Below are 18211 nucleotides of genomic sequence, written 5' to 3' on the forward strand. Positions count from 1 at the left end.
AATAGGGCCCTTCGGGCTGGTATCTGCGAATGTCCGGGCGCTCCCCCGGGTAGTCCTCCTCCCGGGCCGCAGCGCAGCGGCCCGGGAGGAGGGAGCGCCATGACCCCCGCGAGACCCACCGTCCGGCTGCACGGCCACCTCGACCGGCCCGCCGAGCTGACCGTCGACCAGCTGCGCGCCCTCCCGGCCCACCGGGTCGACGTCAGCTTCGACTGCCGGACGGAGGGCGAGCAGCGCCACGGCTACGAGGGCCCGGCGCTGCTCGACGTGCTGCGCGCGGCCCGCCCCCGGATCGACTTCTCCGGGCGCAAGCAGCGGCTGCGTTTCCTGCTCTCCGTGGTCGGCGCCGACGGCCACCGGGCGGTGGTCTCCTGGGCCGAGATCGACCCGGAGTTCGGCGCCGGGCGGATCCTGCTGGCCACCAGCATGGACGGTGCCCCGCTGGACGCGGTCGGTCCGCAGCTCGTCGTACCCGACGACCACTGCGGCGCCCGCTACGTCAGCGCCGTCACCGCGGTCTGGCTCGGCCCCCTCGGCGATCCGGCACCCGTCGGCGATCCGGCGCCCCTTGGCGGGTAGCGCCGCGGTCCCCCGACCCGCCGCTGCGACCGCTGCGCCCTACCGCGACTGCTGCGCCGCCTTGGGCCGCAGCTCCGGCGGCAGTGGCCGCGCGCCCGACAGCCGTACGGCGGCGCCGCGGGCGAGCTCGAAGGCGGCCACCGGGTCGTCGTGGCCGGTCCACGGGTAACAGCCGCACCACGGTCCGATCGCCCGGAACTGCTCCAGCGCGATGCGGTGCAGCTCGGCCTTGGCCGCGAAGTGGGCGAGCAGGTGCCGCAGGACCGGCAGCCGCTCGTGGTCGGGGCGGACCTGGGCGAGGGCGGCCGCGACCTTCCGGACCGGCTGCCTGCCCAACTCGCCGCCCAGGGTCGTGCCGAGGGTCCCGCGCTGCTCCAGCTCGTGCAGTGCGTGCAGGTAGAGGCCGGGCAGCGGGCTGCCGGCCGGGGCCCGCTTGAGCGCCCGCTTGGCGAAGGCCAGCATCTTCTGGTCCGAGCCGAACCACTTGGCGCACCAGTACTGCATGCCCTGCCAGTGGCCCTCGTAGTGGAACGGCGCCCGCTCGACCAGGCCGCGCCACAGCTCCTCGAACTGCTTGTGCGAGCACCGCGCGCCGCGGGCGGCGGTCACCATGACCACCCAGGGGGCCGGGTTGGCCGGGTCCAGCAGGGAGGCCCGTTTCGCGGCCTCGATGGCCGCGGGCAGCATGGCCCGGAAGGTCCGCATGGCTTCCTCGGGCACCTCGTGCGCGTACCCGGTGCCGCGGACCGCCCAGGCCTCGTGCACCATCAGGGCGGCCTCCAGGGCGGCCGCGTCGCAGTTGCCCGGGTCGGCGGCGCGCCAGGCCCTGAGCCAGCCCGCGTCCTGCTCGGCGAGGGAGGTCAGCAGTTCGAACCGCGACCAGTGCTCGTCCCAGTCCTGCCCGGCGGCGGCCTCGACGTACGCGGCGGCGGGCTTCCAGTTCCCGGCCCGGGCCGCCTCGGCTGTCGCCAGGGACTCCTGGCGGCGGTGCGGGGGCGGCGGCGGCCCGGCGCGGCCCGGGTCGAGCCGGTCGCGGGGGGCCAGACCGTACGCGGGCGGGTCGAACTCGGTGCGCGCCCAGTTCCGGGCCCGGTTCGTTCGCACCCTGAGGACGGCGACGTAGGCGAGAATGCCCAGCAGGCCGAAGATGAGGTATGTCACGGCCGAGCATCATCCCTGGCCGCGACGGGTGCGGGCAACGCGGTCACGGGCGGGGCGGATGCGGTGAAAAGGCTCGCCGGAGCCGGGTTTCCGTGCCAACATGCCCCATATGGGGACGATTCTGCACGGGGCCCTGGTGACGCTCCGACCGGCCACCACCGACGACATCCCGGCCCTGGCGGCCATCCGCGGGACGCCCGAGGTGTTCGCCCGCTGGCGGGGCGGCGACGACCTGCCCGCGGAGGTCGCCAACGACCTGGAATCGCCCGACACCGAGACCTTCGCGATCGACCTGGGCGGCCAGGTCGTCGGCGCCATCCAGTGGTACGCGAACAACGACGACGAGTACCGGCACGCCGGGATGGACCTCTACCTCGAACCGTCGGTGCACGGCCTGGGCCTGGGCACCGACGCGGTGCGCACCATGGCCCGGTACCTGGTGCACGAGCACCACTACCACCGGCTGGTGATCGACCCGGCCGCGGACAACCTCGCCGCGATCCGCTGCTACACCAAGGTCGGCTTCCGCACGGTCGGCACCATGCGCCAGTACGAGCGCGGGTCGGACGGCACCTGGCACGACAACCTGCTGATGGACCTGCTCGCGGAGGAACTGATCGACGGCTGACGGCGGCGCCGGAACCGGCAGCGCCAGCCGTCAACCGGCAGCCCCCGGAACCGTCAGCCCCGGCCCGGCCGTTCCGGGGCCGGGCAGCCGCAGGAGCGCCGCACCACCAGCCGGGCCGGGAAGGTCCGGGCGCCGGCGGCGCGGAACTCCGCCCCGCCGAGGACGAGCTCCAGCGCCGCGCGGGCCATCTCGTCCTGCGCGGTGGTGACGGTGGTCAGCGCGGGCCCGGCGATCACCGCCTCGGCGATGTCGTCGAAGCCCGCCACCGCGAGGTCCTCCGGCACCCGGATCCCCAGGTCGTCGGCGGCCCGGAGCAGGCCGATCGCCTGGTCGTCGGTCGCGCAGAACACGGCGGACGGCCGGTCGGGGCGGGCCAGCAGGGCGTGCGCCTCGGCGTGCGCCCGGACGCGGTCGAACGGGGCCGGGGTGAGCCGCCCCTCGGTGTCCAGCCCGGCCTCCTCCAGCGCGGCCGCCCAGCCGGCCGTCCGCGCGGTGACCGGGTCGTGCGGGCTGAGCGCCAGGGTGCCGCCGAAGCAGTGCACCTCGGGGTGCCCGTGCCCGAGCAGGTGGTGGACCACCTCGCGGGCGCCGCCCTCGTCGTCCGCGACCACGGCCACGCCGTCGGGGCTCTCCGTACGGTGGTGCAGCAGGACGACGGGGGTGCCGTCGGCCACGTCGAAGCCGGTCAGCCCGGGGGTGGCCGGGTCCTGGGTGACCAGGATCAGGCCGTCCACCTGCATGCCGAGGAAGGCGCGGATGTAGTGGGCCTCGCGCTCGTCGGCGTAGTCGGAGTTGCCGATCAGCAGCAGCCTGCCGTGTTCGGTGGCGGCCTGCTCGACGGCGTGCGCCAGCCCGGCGAAGAACGGCTGCCGGGCGTCCGGGACGACCATCCCGAGCAGGTCGGTCCGGCGCCGTGCCATGGCCTGGGCGACCCGGTTGGGCCGGTAGCCGAGCTCCTCGACCGCCGCGAGCACCCGCGCCCGGGTCGCCGCCGCCACCGGCCGCGGCCCGTCGTTGATCACATAACTCACGACCGCCGTGGACGTCCCCGCCGCCCGCGCCACATCGTCCCGCGTCACCCTTGCCATGACCGTTGAGCCTACACACCGCCTCCGACCAGCGACTTTCCCGAGCCGCCGGGCCGGCCCCGATCGGGCGCCCCGGCTTGCGGGGCGGGTGGCACCCTGCCGACGCTTGCGGGACGGGCGGCGTTCGGGGCCGCCGCCGACCGTGGGAGCGGGTCGATGAGCACGCCGCCACAGCGCCGGGAGCCGCACCCCCGGGAGCCGCACCGCCGAGAGTCGTACGGTCGGGAGCCGCACCCCCGGGCCGTCCGGTCACCGCGCCGCGCCACCCGGCCGCGGGTCCGCATCCCCGCCCGGGCCCGTACCGCGGGCGCGGCCAGGCCGAAGGTCCGGCCCTGGCGCGCGTACGGCGTGCTGGTGGCGATCGTGCTGTCCGTCGTCGCCGGGCTGCTGCTCTACCTCGACGAACGCTCCAGCCGCAGCCACCCCCAGGTCATCGGCACCGTGCCCGGACCGGACTTCCTGGAGGTGGACGTGACGCTCCAGCGGGTGGACGCGGCCGCGCAGACGCTCACCGCGAAGGTCCTGGTCCTGCCGCACGGCGCGCTGGAGGCGGCCGACGACACGCTGGTGCCGGCCCGGGACATCGTGCTGGAGACCACCTCGCTGGAGCAGACCTCGCTGAAGTACCCGGCCGGGCAGCAGATCGCCTCCAGCACGGTGACGTTCAACCTGCTCGACGGGCGGGTCACGGACTACCCGTTCGACCGCTACCACGCGCTGATCGGCTTCCAGGCCGGCGTCGGCGGGCAGCCCGTGCCGGTGGTGATCGGGCTCCAGGAGGCCGACCCGTTCTTCGCCTTCAAGCAGAGCGCCAAGGTGAGCGAGGGCGGTGCCGTCGCGGTCACCGAGCGGATCAGCCGCTCGCGCAGCACCTTCATCCTGGCCTGGTTCATGATGGCGGCGATGTGGGCGCTGGCGCTGTCCGTCCTGGTGGCGGCCTGGCTGATCGTCCGGCAGCGGCGCGGGATCGTCTGGCCCGCCCTCGGCTGGATGGCGGCCACCCTGTTCGCCCTGGTCGGCATGCGCAACGCCGCGCCCGGCAGCCCGCCGATCGGTTCGCTGCTGGACTACGCGGCGTTCTTCTGGGCGGAGCTGCTGGTCGCGGTCGGCCTGACCATGGTGGTGGTGAACGGCGCCCGGATCGAGGGCGGCCACCCGCCCGGCCCGTAGCGCCCCGGCCCGTAGCGCCCTCGGCTCAGGCGGCGTCGGGTACGAGCACCGTCAGCGAGGTCTCCTGCGGCAGGAAGCCCAGCGACTCGTACAGGCGGCGGGCCGGGTTGCCCTCGCTGACCACCAGGTGCACGTGGGCGAGCCCGCGTACGGCGGCGTCCGCGACCGTCCCGCGCAGCAGGTCGGCGCCGAGGCCGCGGTAGCCGCGCCGGGGGTGGCGGAAGACCTCGGCGACCCAGGGCCGGCCGTCGCGGTCGGTCAGGACCACCCCGGCGACCACCCGGTCCTCGGCGTCCACGGCGAGCAGGCTGGACGGCAGGACCGGGCCGATGATCTTCCCGGCGAGCAGCGGGCCGAGCCGCTCGGAGAGCGCCCCCGCGTCGTCGCCCGGGAAGTGGTCGACGTGCCCGGGCCCGAAGGCGGCCCGCCAGGCCTCGAACAGCTCCTCCGGCGCCCGGTCGCAGGGCACCGCCCGCAGGCCCTCGCGCAGCGGCGCCCCGGCCCAGTCGGCGGGCGGCGGGTCGGCCCGCAGGTCCCGCCGGAAGGTGTGGGCGTGCCGCAGCACCGTCGCGCCGCCGGCCACCAGCCGCTGCCCGAGTTCGGGGCTGCCGGAGACCGCCCACCCGGGCAGCTCGGCCCGGATGTACGCGGCCGCGTCCACCGAGTCGTCCAGCACCTCCAGCAGGTCGGCCCAGGGGCGGCCGTCCCGCTCGCCCGGCAGGTAGCGCAGCACCGCGGTGCCGTCGCCGTCGTACCTGACCACCCGGTCGGCCTCGGCCATGGCCCCACCCCTCTTCACGTGTTCGCACGGGATTCGTTCGTCGGCGGCCCATGCTCACCAGAACCCGGCCCCCGGGCAACCGGTTTTCCGGCGGAGGGGCCGCTCCCGCGGGACCCGGGGCGGCTCAGGGCACCACCGCCGCGCGGACGCACAGCACGTCCGGCAGGTGGGACTTCAGCAGTGACCAGCTCTCGCCCTCGTCCCGGCTGCCGTAGACGTCGCCGGTGCGGTTGCCGAAGTAGATCCCGGCCGGGTCGGCGTCGTCGGTGCGCAGGGCGTCGCGCAGCACGATGCCGTAGTGGTCCTCGCCGGGCAGGCCGTCGGCGAGCTGCTGCCAGCTGGTCCCGCCGTCGGCGGTGCGGAAGACCCGGCAGCGGCGGCCGGGCGGGATGCGGTCGTCGGAGCCGCCGAGCGGGAAGAGGTAGGCGGTGTCGCCCCGGCGGGGGTGGGCGGCGACGGCGAAGCCGAACTCGGCGGGCAGCCCGTCGACGATCGAGCGCCAGCTGCCGCCCCAGTCGTCGCTGCGGTAGACGCCGCCGTGGTTCTGCAGGTAGAGCCGGTCGGGGTGGACCGGGTCCGGGGCGATCTTGTGCACGCACTGGCCGAACTCGGGGTACTGGCTCTCCTCCGGGAGGAACTCGGCGCGCAGCCCGGTGTTGGAGGGCTCCCAGCTGTCGCCGCCGTCCTTGCTGCGGTAGACGCCGCCGCTGGAGACGGCGACCAGCAGCCGCTGCGGGTCGCGCGGGTCGGTGAGGATGGTGTGCAGGCCCTGGCCGCCGTAGCCGGCGCCCCACTGCGGCCGCTGCGGGTGCTCCCAGAGCGGTTCGACCAGGGCGAAGGTCTCGCCGCCGTCGGTGGAGCGGAACAGCGCGGCCGGTTCGGTGCCCGCGTAGACGACGCCGGGGGCCTCCGCCCCGGCGGGCTGCAGCTGCCAGACCCGGGTGAGCGAGGCGCCGGTGGACTCGGGGAAGCGGATGGCCGGCTGCGGCGGCTCGTACCAGGTGGTGCCGAGGTCGTCGGAGCGCCAGACCGAGGGCCCCCAGTGGCTGCTGTCGGCGCCGACCAGCACCCTGGTGCGGCCGTCGCGGCGGTCCACGGAGACGGAGTAGATCGCGTTCATCGGGAAGTGCGGCCCGCTGAAATCCCACGTCAGCCGGTCGCGGCTGCGGCCGAGAAAGAGGCCCTTCTCGGTTCCGACGGCCAACAGCACCTCGGTCATGCCTCACACCACCCTGGTCACGAGCACGGTCCCCCGGGGACGGCCCCCGACTGCCAGTGTCCCGCCGTCCACCAGTGGTCACATCTCGCCGCGCCGTTCACCCGGGAGGCCGTGCGCGCGGGCCGGGGGTGCCGCCCCCGGCCCACCGGCCCGCAGCGCCCCCGGCCCACCGCGCTACCCCCGGCAGCCCTCCAGCAGCCGCAGCCAGACCTCGCTCATCGTCGGGTACGCGGGCACCGCGTGCCAGAGCCGGTCGATCGGCACCTCGCCGACCACCGCGACGGTCGCCGAGTGCAGCAGTTCGGCGACCCCGGGGCCGACCAGACAGGCGCCGACCAGCACCTCGCGGTCCAGGTCGAAGACCACCCGGGCCCGGCCGCGGTAGTCGTCGCCGTACAGCGAGGCCCCGGCGACGGCGCCGAGGTCGTGGTCGACGGCCTTGACCCGCAGCCCGGCCTCCTCGGCGGCGGCCAGGGTCAGGCCGACGGCGGCGACTTCCGGTTGCGTGAAGACGACCTGCGGCGCGCCCGCCAGGTCCGCGGACGCGGCGTGCGCGCCCCAGCGCGCGGTGTCCAGCGGGCGCCCCTGGGCGCGGGCGGCGATCGCGGCGCCCGTGATCCGGGCCTGGTACTTGCCCTGGTGGGTGAGCAGGGCCCGGTGGTTGACGTCCCCGGCGGCGTACAGCCACCCGCCGTCCACGCCGAGCACCGTGCAGCTGTCGTCCACCTCCAGCCAGTCGCCAGGCTTCAGCCCGACCTGCTCCAGCCCGATGTCGGCGGTGCGCGGGGCCCGGCCGGTCGCGTACAGCACCTCGTCGACGGTCAGCACCGAGCCGTCCCCCAGGGTGAGCGTCACCGGCCCGGAACCGTCCGCCCGCTCCAGCGAGCCGACCTCGGTGCCGAAGCGGACGTCCACCCCGGCCTCCCGCAGCCCCTCGGCGACCAGCTCGCCCGCGAACGGCTCCATCCGCGGCAGCAGCGCCCCGCCGCGCACCAGCAGCACCACCTCGGAGCCGAGCGCCCGCCACGCGGTGGCCATCTCCACCCCGACCACGCCGCCGCCGACCACCGCCAGCCGCCCGGGGACGGCCGGCGAGCCGGTCGCCTCCCGGTTGGTCCACGGGTGGGCGTCGGCCAGCCCGGGGACGTGCCCGGGCAGCACCGGGCGGCTGCCGGTGCACACCGCGACGGCGTGCCGGGCGGTGAGCACCCGCTCGGTGCCGTCCTCGGCCTCCACCGTCACCGTCCGCTCGCCGGCCAGCCGGCCGTGACCGCGGACCAGCTCGATCCCGGTGTCCCGCAGCCAGCGCACCTGGCCGTCGTCGCTCCAGTGCGAGGCGAAGGAGTCCCGTCGGGCCAGCACCGCGGCCGGGTCCAGCCGGCCGTCGCCGACCGCCTCCCGGGAGCCGGCCACCGCGCGGGCGTCGGCCAGCGCGGCCACCGGGCGCAGCAGCGCCTTGCTCGGCATGCAGGCCCAGTAGGAGCACTCGCCGCCGACCAGTTCGGCCTCCACGATCACCGTGCGCAGGCCCGCGGCGACCGTCCGGTCCGCCACGTTCTCGCCGGTCGGGCCGGCCCCCAGGACGATGACGTCGTACTCCTCGGCGGTGCTGGTCATGCCCGGTCCTCCGTCGTCTCGATGGCCACCCCGGCCCGCAGCGCGAGGGTGACGGGTGTGCGCTCGCAGATGGCGAGCAGTCGGGTGCGCTGGTCCCCGTCCAGGTCGCCGGTCAGGCCGACCCGGCGGGAGATCCGGCCGCGGCTGCCGTCCGTCTCGTACCCGAGCCTGACCCGGACGGCCTCCAGCGGCCACTTCTTGCGTTCGGCGTACATCCGCAGGGTGATCGCGGTGCAGGAGCCGAGCGAGGCGAGCAGGAGCGCGAACGGCTCCGGCCCGCTGTCCGAACCGCCGCGCCGCTCCGGCTCGTCCGAGGTCAGCGGGTGGGTGCCGGCCTTGACGTCCACGTGGTACGGCGCGTCGGCGGCGCTCCCGGTGACCAGCGCGGTGGTGACCCGCCGGAACTCGGGCCCGGCGGCGGGCGGTTCGGTACGGCTGGACTGCTCGGTCACGGGATCCCGCTCTCCGCTCGGCTACGGCGTGGGGCCCATCCTGCCGGGCCGGGCGGGCCCGCGCGACGGACGGACACGCGCAGGACGCGCAGAGGCCACACCGGTGCGCGCAGGGGACAGCCGGGGCCGGTGCGCGGGCGGTACCCCGACGGGCTCAGAGCGCGGCGAGCTCGCCGAGCACCGCGGCGGTGTCGGCCGGGCGGGAGAACATCGGCCAGTGCCCGGTGGGCAGTTCGCGCAGCTCCCAGTTGGCCCCGGCCATCCCCGCGAAGTACGGGTGGCCGGCCGCGATCAGCTCGCGGACCTGGGAGAGCGGGAAGGAACAGGACACCAGGGCGTGCGGCAGCGCCGCGCCCGCGCCGGTCAGCCGCAGTTCGTCCCGGTACACCCCGGCCGGGTGCGGGGTGGCGAGGGAACGGACCCGCGCCAGGGTGGCCTCGTCCAGCCCCTCCACACTGGCGCCCTGGCCGTTCAGGTACTCCCAGGACGGCATCGGGAGCCGGCCGTCGACCACCGACGCCTCGGCCGTCCGCTGGTAGTCGGGCGACCAGAGGTCGAAGAGCCTGGCGCCGTCGACCAGCGGGCCGCTGTCCAGGTAGACCACCCGGCGGATCCGCTCCGGCATCCGGTCCGCGAGCCCGCCCACCGGGGCGCAGGCGCCGCTGTGGGCGACCAGGAGGACCTCCCACAGGTCCTCGCGGACCAGCAGGTCGGCCAGGTCGTCGATGTGCTCCGCCAGGCCGAACTCGCCGCTCGCGCCCGCCCGTTCGGCCACCCCGGGCAGAGTGACCGGATGGACGGCGTGCCCGGCGGCGCGCAGCGGCGCGGCCACCTCGTCCCAGGCCCAGGCGCCGAGCCAGAACCCCGGGACCAGTACGAACGTGCTCATGGCGGATCGCTCCTTCGTCGGTGGGACCGCTGTCACCACGACTCTAGGAGTGGAACAGGCACGCGTCGCCGGATATACGCGCCCGCGGCACGAGCGTCGTGCCGCGGGCGCGTGGGGCTCAGGCCTGGCCGTCGGCCGCCTGCTCCTCGGCGACCTTGCGCTTCACCTCGGCCATGTCCAGGCCGCGGGCCTGGCCGATCAGGTCCTCGAAGACCGCCTCCGGCAGCGCGCCGGCCTGCGAGAAGACGAGCACGCCCTCACGGATGATCGCCAGCGTCGGGATCGACTGGATGCCGAACGCGGAGGCCAGCTCCTGCTGCGCCTCGGTGTCGACCTTGGCGAAGACCAGGTCGGAGTGGCGCTCGGCCGCCTTCTCGTACACCGGGGCGAACTGGCGGCAGGGACCGCACCAGCCGGCCCAGAAGTCGATGAAGACGAAGTCCTTGCCCTCCGGGCCGGGGACGATGTCGTCGAAGTTCTCCTTGGTCAGCTCGACCGTGCTGCTCATCTCGCGATTCCTTCCCTTCCGGAGGCTCCGGTACAGATCGTGTGCCCGCGACAACGGTGCTGCTCGGCAGCGTATTCCGGGGCGTCCGGCGTTGAGCGGCAGGCCGCCGCCGCCCGTACTGGAGGGTGTCCGGTCCGCTCCGACCACGGGAGGAACCCCATGCGCACCGAACCCCGCACCCGCCGGGCCGCCGTGCTGGCCGCCTCGGGCATCGCGGTGGCCGCCCTGATCGCCGGCTGCGGCTCGTCCGGGGGCGGCACCTCCGCCTCGCCGAGCACCCCGAGTACTCCGAGTGCCCCGAGCAGCCCGAGTACCCCGAGCAGCCCGAGCGCCCCGGCGGGCGCGACCCTGCGGACGGCCACCGACCCCAAGCTGGGCACGATCGTCACCGACAGTGCCGGGTTCACGCTCTACCGCTTCGACCAGGACCGGAGCAACCCGCCGGAGTCCTCCTGCAACGGCAGCTGCGCCGTCATCTGGCCGCCCGAGCACGTCAACGGCGACGTCACGGTGAAGGGCATCGACAGCAAGCTGGTCGGAACCGTCACCCGCTCCGACGGCACCAAGCAGGTCACCCTCAACGGCTGGCCGGTCTACCGCTACTCGCCGGACACCAAGCCCGGCGACACCAAGGGCCAGGGCGTGGGTGGCACCTGGTTCGCGGTGACCCCGAGCGGCGGCAAGGCGGGTACCGGCCCGGGCACCACCCCGAGCCCGGCCACGCCGAGCCCCGCGACCCCCGCTCCCGCCACCCCCCGTCCCACCACCCCCACGCCGATGCCCGGCATCCCGGGGTACTGACCGGTGTCGACCGCCCTCGACCAGGAGGCCCGGGTGCGCAACGATGAAGTGGTGATCGAGGAGCACCCCGTCGGCGCCACGGCCGGTCAGGGAGCGGGGGCGTCGGACGAGGAGTTGATGCGCGCCCTGTACCACGAGCACGCCGCTCCGCTGTTCGGCTTCGTGCTCCACCTGGTCGCCGGCGACCGGCAGCGGGCCGAGGACGTCGTCCAGGAGACGCTGGTCCGGGCCTGGCGCAACATCGGCCGGCTCGACCCGGCGGCGGGCTCGCTGCGGCCCTGGCTGGTCACGGTCGCCCGGCGGATCGTGATCGACGGGCACCGCAGCGCCCTGGCCCGGCCGCGCGAGGTGGACGCGTCCGCCCTGGAGGTGCTGCCCGCCGAGGACGAACTCGACCGGGCACTGCGGATGATGACCGTCGCGGACGCGCTCGGCGACCTCTCGCCGGCGCACCGGGAGGTCATCGTCGAGACCTATCTGAAGGGCCGCACGGCCAACGAGGCGGCCGTCGAACTCGGCGTCCCGGCCGGGACGGTACGGTCGCGGGTGTTCTACGCACTGCGCTCGCTCAGGCTCGCGCTGGAGGAACGGGGAGTGACATCGTGACCGAACACCCCGACCCCGTGCCCGGAGGAGCCCCCGTGCCCGGCGGCCCGGACCCGGCGCCCGGCGGCCCGCCGCACGTCGACGCCGGCGCCTACGTGCTCGGCCTGCTGGAGCCGGCCGAGCACGCCGCCTTCGAACAGCACCTCGCCGGCTGCCCGTGGTGCGCCGAGCAGGTGGCCGAACTCGGCTTCGTGGAATCGCTGCTGGCCGAGTACGCGGACGCCGCGACGACCGCCGGCCTCGACCCGGCCGGCCCCGCTCCGCGCCCGGACCCGCGGCTCCTGGACCGGCTGGTCGCCGAGGTCGGCACCCGCCGGCGGCGGGGCCGGGTGCGGCGGCTGGCCGTGGCCCTGGCCGCGACCGCGGCGGTGGTGGCGGGCCCCGCCGTCACCGCGGCGGTGCTCAGCGCCGACGGCCCCCCGGCCGTGGTCGCCGTGGCCGAGCAGTTCAGCGCCACCGACCCGACCACCGGCGCGCACGCCACCGTCGGCGTCGACGGCACCACCTGGGGCAGCCGGATCAGCCTGCAACTCGGCGGCGTCCAGGGCCCGTTGACCTGCAGCCTGATCGCCGTACCGCGCAGCGGGGCACAGCAGACGGTGACCACCTGGTCCGTCCCGGCGAACGGCTACGGGGACCACGAGGGCGTGCTGCGCACCACCGGCGGCGCGGCCCTCCAGCCCGGCGACATCGACCACTTCGAGGTGCGCGTCCAGGACACCGGCGCCCTCCTGGTCACCGTCCCCGCGCACCGGGCCTGACTCAGTACGGCCCGTGCGGGTAGAGGTACGCGGTCAGCCGCTCGATCCTGGCCGTGCCCCGCAGGCCCGGCCAGTGCGGGTCCGGCCCGCCGGTGCCCGACATGTGCTCCCGCCGCCACGTGCGGCTCCAGCCGACCCGGATCGTCGGCTCGAAGACGTGCCACCGCCCGCACGGGCACGGCGTCAGCACCCGCGCGCAGGAGCGGCAGAGCTCGGCCCGGTCGTCGCAGGCCGGGAGCGACACCGGCGGGCCCTCCTCACCGCAGGCCGGGCAGCCGGGCAGCTCGGCCCCGTCCAGCAGCGCGTTCTGCCGCCGGACGTAGTCGGGCAGGCTCAACGGCGGGTGCAGGAAGGGGTCGTGGTGCCAGGCCGCGTCCAGCGACCCCCACCGGTACCGGTCCCACCAGGGCGTCACCGACGGCCGCCGCCGTCCGGCCCGCTTCTCCGCCCGGCGGTCCGCTGCGTACGTCTCGGCCCGGGCCCGCCACAGCTCCCGCGCCTCGTGCAGCTCGTCCACCGCGCGGACCAGCGCCTCCGGGTCCGTCTCCAGGTGCCGGGGCATCCGGGCGCTGACGGTGAGGTGGTGGTAGGTCGCCCGCAGGCCGTACGGGGCGAAGAGGGTCAGGCAGGTCCGCAGCGCGCTGTGCCGCCGGTGGGCCGGGAGCGAAGGGTCGTGCACCCGGGCCCGGTGGGTGTGGAAGCTGGTCATGCCGGGGGTTCCAGATCGAGGGCGCGGGCGAGTGCGGCGGTGAGGGCGGCGGCGTGGCCGGGCAACTGCCGCTCGGCCCAGGCCGCGGCGAGGGCCAGGAAACCGCGCAGGTCGCGCTCGGCTCCGGCGAGCAGGCGGCGCAGTTCCTCCGGCGGCAGCTCGATCACCGGGCTGTCGGCGTCGTCGGCGTCCTGGGTCAGCTTGACGGTCCGGCCGACCCATTCGACCCGGGCGTCCGGGTCGTGGCCGAACCAGGCCGCGCCGCCGCCGTCGGTCACGCCCAGCCAGCCGCGCCACTCCTCCAGGCCGGTGCAGCAGCCCGGGACGAAGACGGTGCCGGTGGCGGAGTCGGTCACCCGCAGGCCGCCGGGCGCGTACGGGTCGGGGTCGGTGAGCAGCCCGTGCAGGAAGCCGTCCAGCGGGTCCTCCGGGCGGGGGCCGCGCTCGGCGTCCGCCTCGGGGTCGAGCTCGACGTCGTTGACGTCGGCCAGCCGCCACACCGCGGTGCCGACCTCGGCCGGCGTCAGCGACCCGTTCAGCACGAGGTGGTCGAACGGCTTGTGGTCGCCCGTCGGCCAGAACGTGAAGCCCTCGGGGGCGAAGATCTCCAGGACGGGCTGCATCGACATCATCGGGGGATCATGCCGGACGTCCCGCCCGCCCCGCCAAGCGATTACGCCGCGTCCGCCGCGATCCGGGCCAGCACCCGCCCGCAGTGCCGGGCGAAGGCGCGCTGGGCGAGCGGGAGCAGCGGGCCGGCCAGCCGGGCCCACCAGACGACCGGGCGGCTGAAGGCGGTGACGGTGAACCGGACGCCGCCGTCCGGGCCCAGCTCGACCAGGAAGGTCTCCTCGCCGCGCGCCAGGTGGCCGTGCCGGGTGCCGTAGGTGAAGCCGTAGCGGTCCGGGCCCTCGACGGTGTGGAGCACCCGGTTGGGGGCGCCGGCCCGCAGCGGGCCGACCCCGATCGCGCAGCGGACGGCGACGCCCGGGGCGGCCCGCTCCGCCCCGGCGTCGATCCGGACGCCCGCCAGACGGTGCATCCGCCAGCCGAGCAGGGCGGCGCCGGCGACCTCCAGGGCGGGCCGGCCGCGGCCGATCAGCGCCTGGTGACGCAGGTGGTGGTAGCCGGGCGGCAGGTCGCCGGTGCGGCTGGCGCCCGTCTCGGGGTAGCTGAAGTCGTTCATCGCCGGGCCTCCGGGGCGGGGGTAGGACGGTCGGGGGTGATGAGGCGGCCATGGGTTCGGTCGGGGGCGGGACGGTCGGCGGTGAGCCGGCGCCAGGCGAGCAGGGCGCAGAGGGCGAAGCCGAGCGCGTTGCCGACGCCGTGGGTGGCGGCCATCCAGCCCAGGGTGGGGTGGGGGAGCCCGGCGGCCCGGCCGAGCGCCCACCAGAGGGCGAGCACCATGGTGAGCGCGAGGACGGCCGAGGAGAGGGCGAGCAGCCGGGCGGTGACGGCGTCGCCGCGGGGGCGCAGCTCGCGCCAGGTGACCAGGCCCACCAGCCACATCCCGGTGGTCAGCACCAGGGCGCCGGCGAACTGCCACCAGTTGCCGAGGAAGTACCCGGCGAGCACCAGCAGGGTGCCGGCCGGGACGCTGAGCGCCGCGCAGCGGGCCGCGGTCGCGGCCGGGCCGGGTGCGGCGGCGCGGCAGACCAGTCCGGCGACCAGGGCCGCGGTGAAACCCGCGAAGTGGAAGTGCGGGACGGTCAGTGCCAGGATGTGTGGTTCGAAGCCGAACAACGGGTAGCCGGAGCGTTCGGCGACCAGTGCGACCCCGGCCACCGAGGGCGCGGCGAGCGCGGTGAGCACCGCGATCTCGGCGGGTGCCACCGAGCGGGTGCGGGCCAGGCGCAGCGGCGCGTGCAGGGCGATGACCAGGGTGCCCAGCGCGTAGACGACGGCGGGGCCGGTGGCGAGGCCGCCGCGCGGCAGCCAGAGCGAGAGCGCTCCGGGTACGGCGGCGAGCGGCCAGAGCCGGCGGATCCGGGCCAGCCCGGGTTCGTCGACCAGGGCGAGGCCGAGCGGGACGACGGCGCCCATGCCGAGCAGGACCAGCAGGTCCACCAGTTCGGTGGTGCCCTTTCCCATGGTGGACAGACCCTCCTTGAACGCGTTCAAATGAGCTTCGCCGCCGACTCTACGCCGCGGACTTGAACGCGTTCAACTTGGCTCGGGGTCGGCCGCCGGCCAGGCCCGGGGCCGCCGCTGACCCGGCCCTGACCTGGCCCCGTTCCGGCTGGCCTGGTGTTCACGCTGGGTGCGGCGCACTCTGGAGGAGTAACCGATGGAGGTGATCCGCCATGCAGACTCTGGTCGGTTGGCACATCGAGATGGAGTTCCGTGAGGACGGTCCGCGCACCAGCGCCGCCGCCCTGCTCCGGCTCGGCGACGGGACGGAACTGCGTGCCCACGGGTACAGCAGCCGCCACCCCTCCGATCCGGACCAGCTGCGGGTCGGCGAAGAGGTCGCGGGCGCCCGCGCGCTCAACGACCTCGCCTCCCAGCTGCTCACCAAGGCCCACGGTGAGATCCAGGAGGTCAGCCCGGTCCCGACCCACCCGCTGTCGTGACCGCCCCGCGCGCGGGCGGCGGCACCGGATCGGAGCCGGCCCGCCCGCGGATCCCGCTGATCTGCCCGCGCTGCGGCCACGAGCAGCAGGTGGTGCCCGGTGGCCCGGGGCGGGTGGTCAAGGTCGTCCACGTCGGGACCGGCCGGGAGGCCTGCGAGCCCGGGGACCTGGCGCAGGCGCCGGACGACGAGGGCTGAGACGAGGGAGCCGGGCCGGGAACGTCGAGCGCCGGGAGCGCCGAGCGCCGCACGCCTGAGACGCCGCGCACCGGGAGGCGCCGAGCGCCGAGCCCGCACGCTCGCCGGGCCCCCGTCCCCCGGGCCCGGCGAACGTACGGGCTCGGCCGCCCCGCCGCCGCCGTCAGTTGACGCAGTAGCTGCCTGGCAGCTGCCACTCCGGCCCGACCAGCCGCCGCTCCAGCTCGTTCGGGGTGATCCGGATCCCGACCGTCCCGGCCAGTCCGACCCGGAACCGGCTGCGGGCGAGCGCGACCAGCGCCGTCAGGCCGTACTTGTTGATCAGCGAGGTGCGGTAGCGCGCGGTGGCGTCCGCGTCGCAGAGCCGGGCGCGGGCCGGGACGGGGCGCCCGGTCGGGCGACCGTGGGCGTCGCAGGGGCCGATCAGCACCCGGGGGCGGCGGCGGATCCGTTCGGCCTCGCCCGAGTGGGCGGGGGCCCAGACGCCGAGCGCCGTGCCGTCCTGCACCACCCAGAGCTGGGACTCGATCCGGGTGCCGTCCTCGTCGAAGGTGGTGAGCAGGAGGTATCTGCTGTCGGCGAGCTGGGGGGCGGTTCGGTGGTGCACGATGTCCTCCCTCTGGCGTCGGGGCAGGGGCGTCGGCGGCGGGCGTGTCGGGGCGTCGGCGTCGGCGGCGGGTCAGTGCCCGGGGCCGTCGGTGATCTCGCGGTACTCCTCGGCCGTCGGCTTGGGGATCCGGCTGCCCTCGCCGTGGAGCCCGCGGGACAGCCGCGCCCGGGTGCGGGTGAGCGCCCCCGCCGGACGGGCCACTCCATTCTCGTCCACCGGGGCGGGCAGTTCGAGGGGGCGGGGCTGCTCGTGTGCGGTGAGCCGGTGGAGCTCGGCGGGCGTGAGCCCGGCGTGCACCTCGGTGAACTCGCCGTGCGGCAGGCGCTTGACGACGCCCGTCTCGCGGCCGTGCAGCACCTTGTCGCGGTCCCGGCGCTGCAGGCCGAGGCACCACCGCTTGGTGATCACGAAGACGGTCACCGGGACGACGAAGAACCCGGCCCGGACGGCGTAGGTGATGGTGTTCAGCGACAGGTGGAAGTGGGTGGCGATCAGGTCGTTGCCGCCGCCCACGAGCATCACCAGGTAGAGGCTGATCCAGGCGGCGCCGAACGCGGTGCGGACGGGCGCGTTGCGCGGCCGGTCGAGCAGGTGGTGCTCGCGCCGGTCGTCGGTCGCCCAGCTCTCGACGAACGGGTAGGCGGCGATGGCGAAGAGGATCACCGGGAACAGCAGGAACGGGATCAGCACCCCGAGGTTGAGGGTGTGGCCGCCCCGGACGCCGACCTCCCAGCCGGGCATCACCCGGATCAGGCCCTCGGCGAAGCCCATGTACCAGTCGGGCTGGGCGTCGGTGGAGACCTGGTCCGGACGGTACGGGCCGTACGCCCAGATCGGGTTGATCGTGGCGACCGCCGACATCAGCGCGATGACGCCGAAGACCAGGAAGAAGAACCCGCCGGCCTTGGCCAGGTAGACCGGCATCAGCGGCATGCCGACCACGTTCTTCTCGGTCCTGCCCGGGCCCGCCCACTGGGTGTGCTTGTGGTGGAAGACCAGGATCAGGTGCGCCACCAGGAGTCCGAGCATGATGCCCGGGACCAGCAGCACGTGGACGGTGAAGAACCGCGGCACGATGTCGTGGCCCGGGAACTCCCCGCCGAACAGGAACATCTGGATGTACGTGCCGACCAGCGGCACCGCCAGCACCACGCCCTCGATGAACCGGATTCCGGTGCCCGACAGCAGGTCGTCCGGCAGTGAGTAGCCGAAGAAGCCGTCCAGCATGCCGAGGAAGAGCAGCAGGAAGCCGAAGAGCCAGTTGATCTCGCGCGGCTTGCGGAAGGCGCCGGTGAAGAACACCCGCATCATGTGCACGAACATGGCCGCGACGAAGACGACCGCCGCCCAGTGGTGGATCTGCCGGATCAGCAGACCGCCGCGGACCTCGAAGCTGATGTCCACGGTGGAGGCGTAGGCCTCCGACATCCCGATGCCCTTGAGCGGCACGTAGGAGCCGTCGTAGACGACCTCGCCCATGCTGGGCTTGAAGAACAGGGTCAGGTAGACGCCGGTCAGGATGATGATCAGGAAGGTGTAGAGGCAGATCTCGCCCAGCATGAAGGACCAGTGGTCCGGGAAGACCTTGCGCAGGTTGGTCCTGGCCAGGGTGTAGATCCCCAGCCGGCCGTCCGCCCAGTCGGCGGCCTTCTGCCCCCGCCCTGGGCTCTGATTCCGGGTCATGTGCACACACCTCGGTCCAACGGAACCGGGGAGATGTCCCCGCTTCGCACTGGGCCCCACCATAATCGGGGAGTGATCCCCACTTCCAGTCGGGGGTGCGTTCGAGGCCTCGAGGTCCCAAAGCCACGGGCCGCCCGGAAACGGCGAGCGGCCCGCCCGGTGTCGTGGAACACCGGACG

General features: G+C 75.1%; 22 protein-coding genes. 8 read left to right on the top strand and 14 right to left on the bottom strand.

Annotated features, from left to right (window positions below; genetic code table 11):
• The first annotated feature begins 99 nt into the window (after positions 1–99).
• A complete protein-coding gene (locus tag IE332_RS37705) occupies positions 100–579 on the top strand; it encodes a molybdopterin-dependent oxidoreductase (protein ID WP_189925707.1) in 480 nt (159 codons plus the stop codon).
• Positions 580–618: 39 nt separating this feature from the next.
• Here the strand turns inward: IE332_RS37705 and IE332_RS37710 are convergent, their stop codons facing one another.
• Positions 619–1740 (bottom strand): hypothetical protein, encoded by a 1122-nt coding sequence (locus tag IE332_RS37710; protein ID WP_189925709.1) that lies wholly within the window; start codon positions 1738–1740, stop codon positions 619–621.
• Positions 1741–1849: 109 nt separating this feature from the next.
• Between IE332_RS37710 and IE332_RS37715 the strand changes: the two genes are divergently transcribed.
• A complete protein-coding gene (locus tag IE332_RS37715) occupies positions 1850–2368 on the top strand; it encodes a GNAT family N-acetyltransferase (RefSeq protein WP_189925711.1) in 519 nt (172 codons plus the stop codon).
• 53 nt (positions 2369–2421) lie between these two features.
• Here IE332_RS37715 and IE332_RS37720 read toward each other — a convergent pair whose 3' ends face one another.
• Positions 2422–3456: a LacI family DNA-binding transcriptional regulator gene (locus IE332_RS37720; protein ID WP_189925713.1), complete on the bottom strand. Its 1035-nt coding sequence runs from the start codon at positions 3454–3456 to the stop codon at positions 2422–2424.
• A gap of 156 nt (positions 3457–3612) precedes the next feature.
• On the opposite strand from IE332_RS37720, the gene IE332_RS37725 reads away from it, so the two are divergent.
• Positions 3613–4626 (top strand): DUF4436 family protein, encoded by a 1014-nt coding sequence (locus IE332_RS37725; RefSeq protein WP_189925715.1) that lies wholly within the window; start codon positions 3613–3615, stop codon positions 4624–4626.
• A gap of 25 nt (positions 4627–4651) precedes the next feature.
• Here IE332_RS37725 and IE332_RS37730 read toward each other — a convergent pair whose 3' ends face one another.
• The 6 genes from IE332_RS37730 to IE332_RS37755 form a co-directional block, all read right to left on the bottom strand.
• Positions 4652–5407, bottom strand: a complete 756-nt coding sequence (locus IE332_RS37730; protein WP_189925717.1) for a GNAT family N-acetyltransferase — start codon at positions 5405–5407, stop codon at positions 4652–4654.
• Between the two features lie 124 nt (positions 5408–5531).
• Positions 5532–6626 (bottom strand): WD40/YVTN/BNR-like repeat-containing protein, encoded by a 1095-nt coding sequence (locus IE332_RS37735; protein WP_189925719.1) that lies wholly within the window; start codon positions 6624–6626, stop codon positions 5532–5534.
• A 174-nt stretch (positions 6627–6800) separates the two neighbouring features.
• Entirely contained in the window at positions 6801–8243 is a 1443-nt protein-coding gene (locus IE332_RS37740) for a dihydrolipoyl dehydrogenase family protein (protein WP_189925722.1), read from the bottom strand.
• On the bottom strand, positions 8240–8695 hold the full coding sequence (locus IE332_RS37745) for an OsmC family protein (protein ID WP_229929232.1): 456 nt from the start codon (positions 8693–8695) through the stop codon (positions 8240–8242). Before IE332_RS37745 ends, IE332_RS37740 begins: the two co-directional genes overlap by 4 nt.
• A 154-nt stretch (positions 8696–8849) precedes the next feature.
• Complete coding sequence (locus tag IE332_RS37750) at positions 8850–9584, bottom strand: alpha/beta hydrolase (protein WP_189925724.1); 735 nt, start codon at positions 9582–9584, stop codon at positions 8850–8852.
• A gap of 118 nt (positions 9585–9702) precedes the next feature.
• Positions 9703–10092 (bottom strand): thioredoxin family protein, encoded by a 390-nt coding sequence (locus IE332_RS37755; protein ID WP_189925726.1) that lies wholly within the window; start codon positions 10090–10092, stop codon positions 9703–9705.
• A 159-nt stretch (positions 10093–10251) separates the two neighbouring features.
• Between IE332_RS37755 and IE332_RS37760 the strand changes: the two genes are divergently transcribed.
• Genes IE332_RS37760 through IE332_RS37770 form a run of 3 tightly spaced genes read left to right on the top strand, consistent with a single transcriptional unit; the run spans position 10252 to position 12260 of the window.
• Positions 10252–10893 carry a hypothetical protein gene (locus IE332_RS37760; RefSeq protein ID WP_189925728.1) on the top strand — a complete coding sequence of 214 codons (642 nt, stop codon included), beginning with the start codon at positions 10252–10254 and terminating at the stop codon, positions 10891–10893.
• A 48-nt stretch (positions 10894–10941) separates the two neighbouring features.
• On the top strand, positions 10942–11499 hold the full coding sequence (locus IE332_RS37765) for a sigma-70 family RNA polymerase sigma factor (RefSeq protein WP_268256663.1): 558 nt from the start codon (positions 10942–10944) through the stop codon (positions 11497–11499).
• Complete coding sequence (locus tag IE332_RS37770) at positions 11496–12260, top strand: zf-HC2 domain-containing protein (protein ID WP_189925732.1); 765 nt, start codon at positions 11496–11498, stop codon at positions 12258–12260. Before IE332_RS37765 ends, IE332_RS37770 begins: the two co-directional genes overlap by 4 nt.
• A 1-nt stretch (position 12261) precedes the next feature.
• Here the strand turns inward: IE332_RS37770 and IE332_RS37775 are convergent, their stop codons facing one another.
• The 4 genes from IE332_RS37775 to IE332_RS37790 are packed head-to-tail and all read right to left on the bottom strand — an operon-like array spanning position 12262 to position 15060.
• Positions 12262–12969: a hypothetical protein gene (locus IE332_RS37775; RefSeq protein ID WP_229929233.1), complete on the bottom strand. Its 708-nt coding sequence runs from the start codon at positions 12967–12969 to the stop codon at positions 12262–12264.
• Positions 12966–13601 (bottom strand): hypothetical protein, encoded by a 636-nt coding sequence (locus IE332_RS37780; protein ID WP_189925735.1) that lies wholly within the window; start codon positions 13599–13601, stop codon positions 12966–12968. The genes IE332_RS37775 and IE332_RS37780 overlap by 4 nt, the downstream gene beginning before the upstream one ends.
• Before the next feature lie 41 nt (positions 13602–13642).
• On the bottom strand, positions 13643–14155 hold the full coding sequence (locus IE332_RS37785; RefSeq protein ID WP_189925737.1) for a DUF1990 domain-containing protein: 513 nt from the start codon (positions 14153–14155) through the stop codon (positions 13643–13645).
• Entirely contained in the window at positions 14152–15060 is a 909-nt protein-coding gene (locus IE332_RS37790; RefSeq protein ID WP_189925739.1) for a YndJ family protein, read from the bottom strand. The genes IE332_RS37785 and IE332_RS37790 overlap by 4 nt, the downstream gene beginning before the upstream one ends.
• A gap of 212 nt (positions 15061–15272) precedes the next feature.
• Here IE332_RS37790 and IE332_RS37795 point away from each other — a divergent pair, with 212 nt between their 5' ends.
• Positions 15273–15542 carry a DUF1876 domain-containing protein gene (locus IE332_RS37795; RefSeq protein WP_189925741.1) on the top strand — a complete coding sequence of 90 codons (270 nt, stop codon included), beginning with the start codon at positions 15273–15275 and terminating at the stop codon, positions 15540–15542.
• On the top strand, positions 15539–15739 hold the full coding sequence (locus tag IE332_RS37800; RefSeq protein ID WP_189925743.1) for a hypothetical protein: 201 nt from the start codon (positions 15539–15541) through the stop codon (positions 15737–15739). The genes IE332_RS37795 and IE332_RS37800 overlap by 4 nt, the downstream gene beginning before the upstream one ends.
• Before the next feature lie 163 nt (positions 15740–15902).
• Here the strand turns inward: IE332_RS37800 and IE332_RS37805 are convergent, their stop codons facing one another.
• Positions 15903–16346 carry a PPOX class F420-dependent oxidoreductase gene (locus IE332_RS37805; RefSeq protein ID WP_189925745.1) on the bottom strand — a complete coding sequence of 148 codons (444 nt, stop codon included), beginning with the start codon at positions 16344–16346 and terminating at the stop codon, positions 15903–15905.
• 72 nt (positions 16347–16418) lie between these two features.
• On the bottom strand, positions 16419–18032 hold the full coding sequence (gene qcrB, locus IE332_RS37810; protein ID WP_189925747.1) for a cytochrome bc1 complex cytochrome b subunit: 1614 nt from the start codon (positions 18030–18032) through the stop codon (positions 16419–16421).
• Between the last annotated feature and the right edge of the window lie 179 nt (positions 18033–18211).

Source organism: Kitasatospora xanthocidica (assembly GCF_014656195.1).
Taxonomy (GTDB): Bacteria; Actinomycetota; Actinomycetes; order Streptomycetales; family Streptomycetaceae; genus Kitasatospora; species Kitasatospora xanthocidica.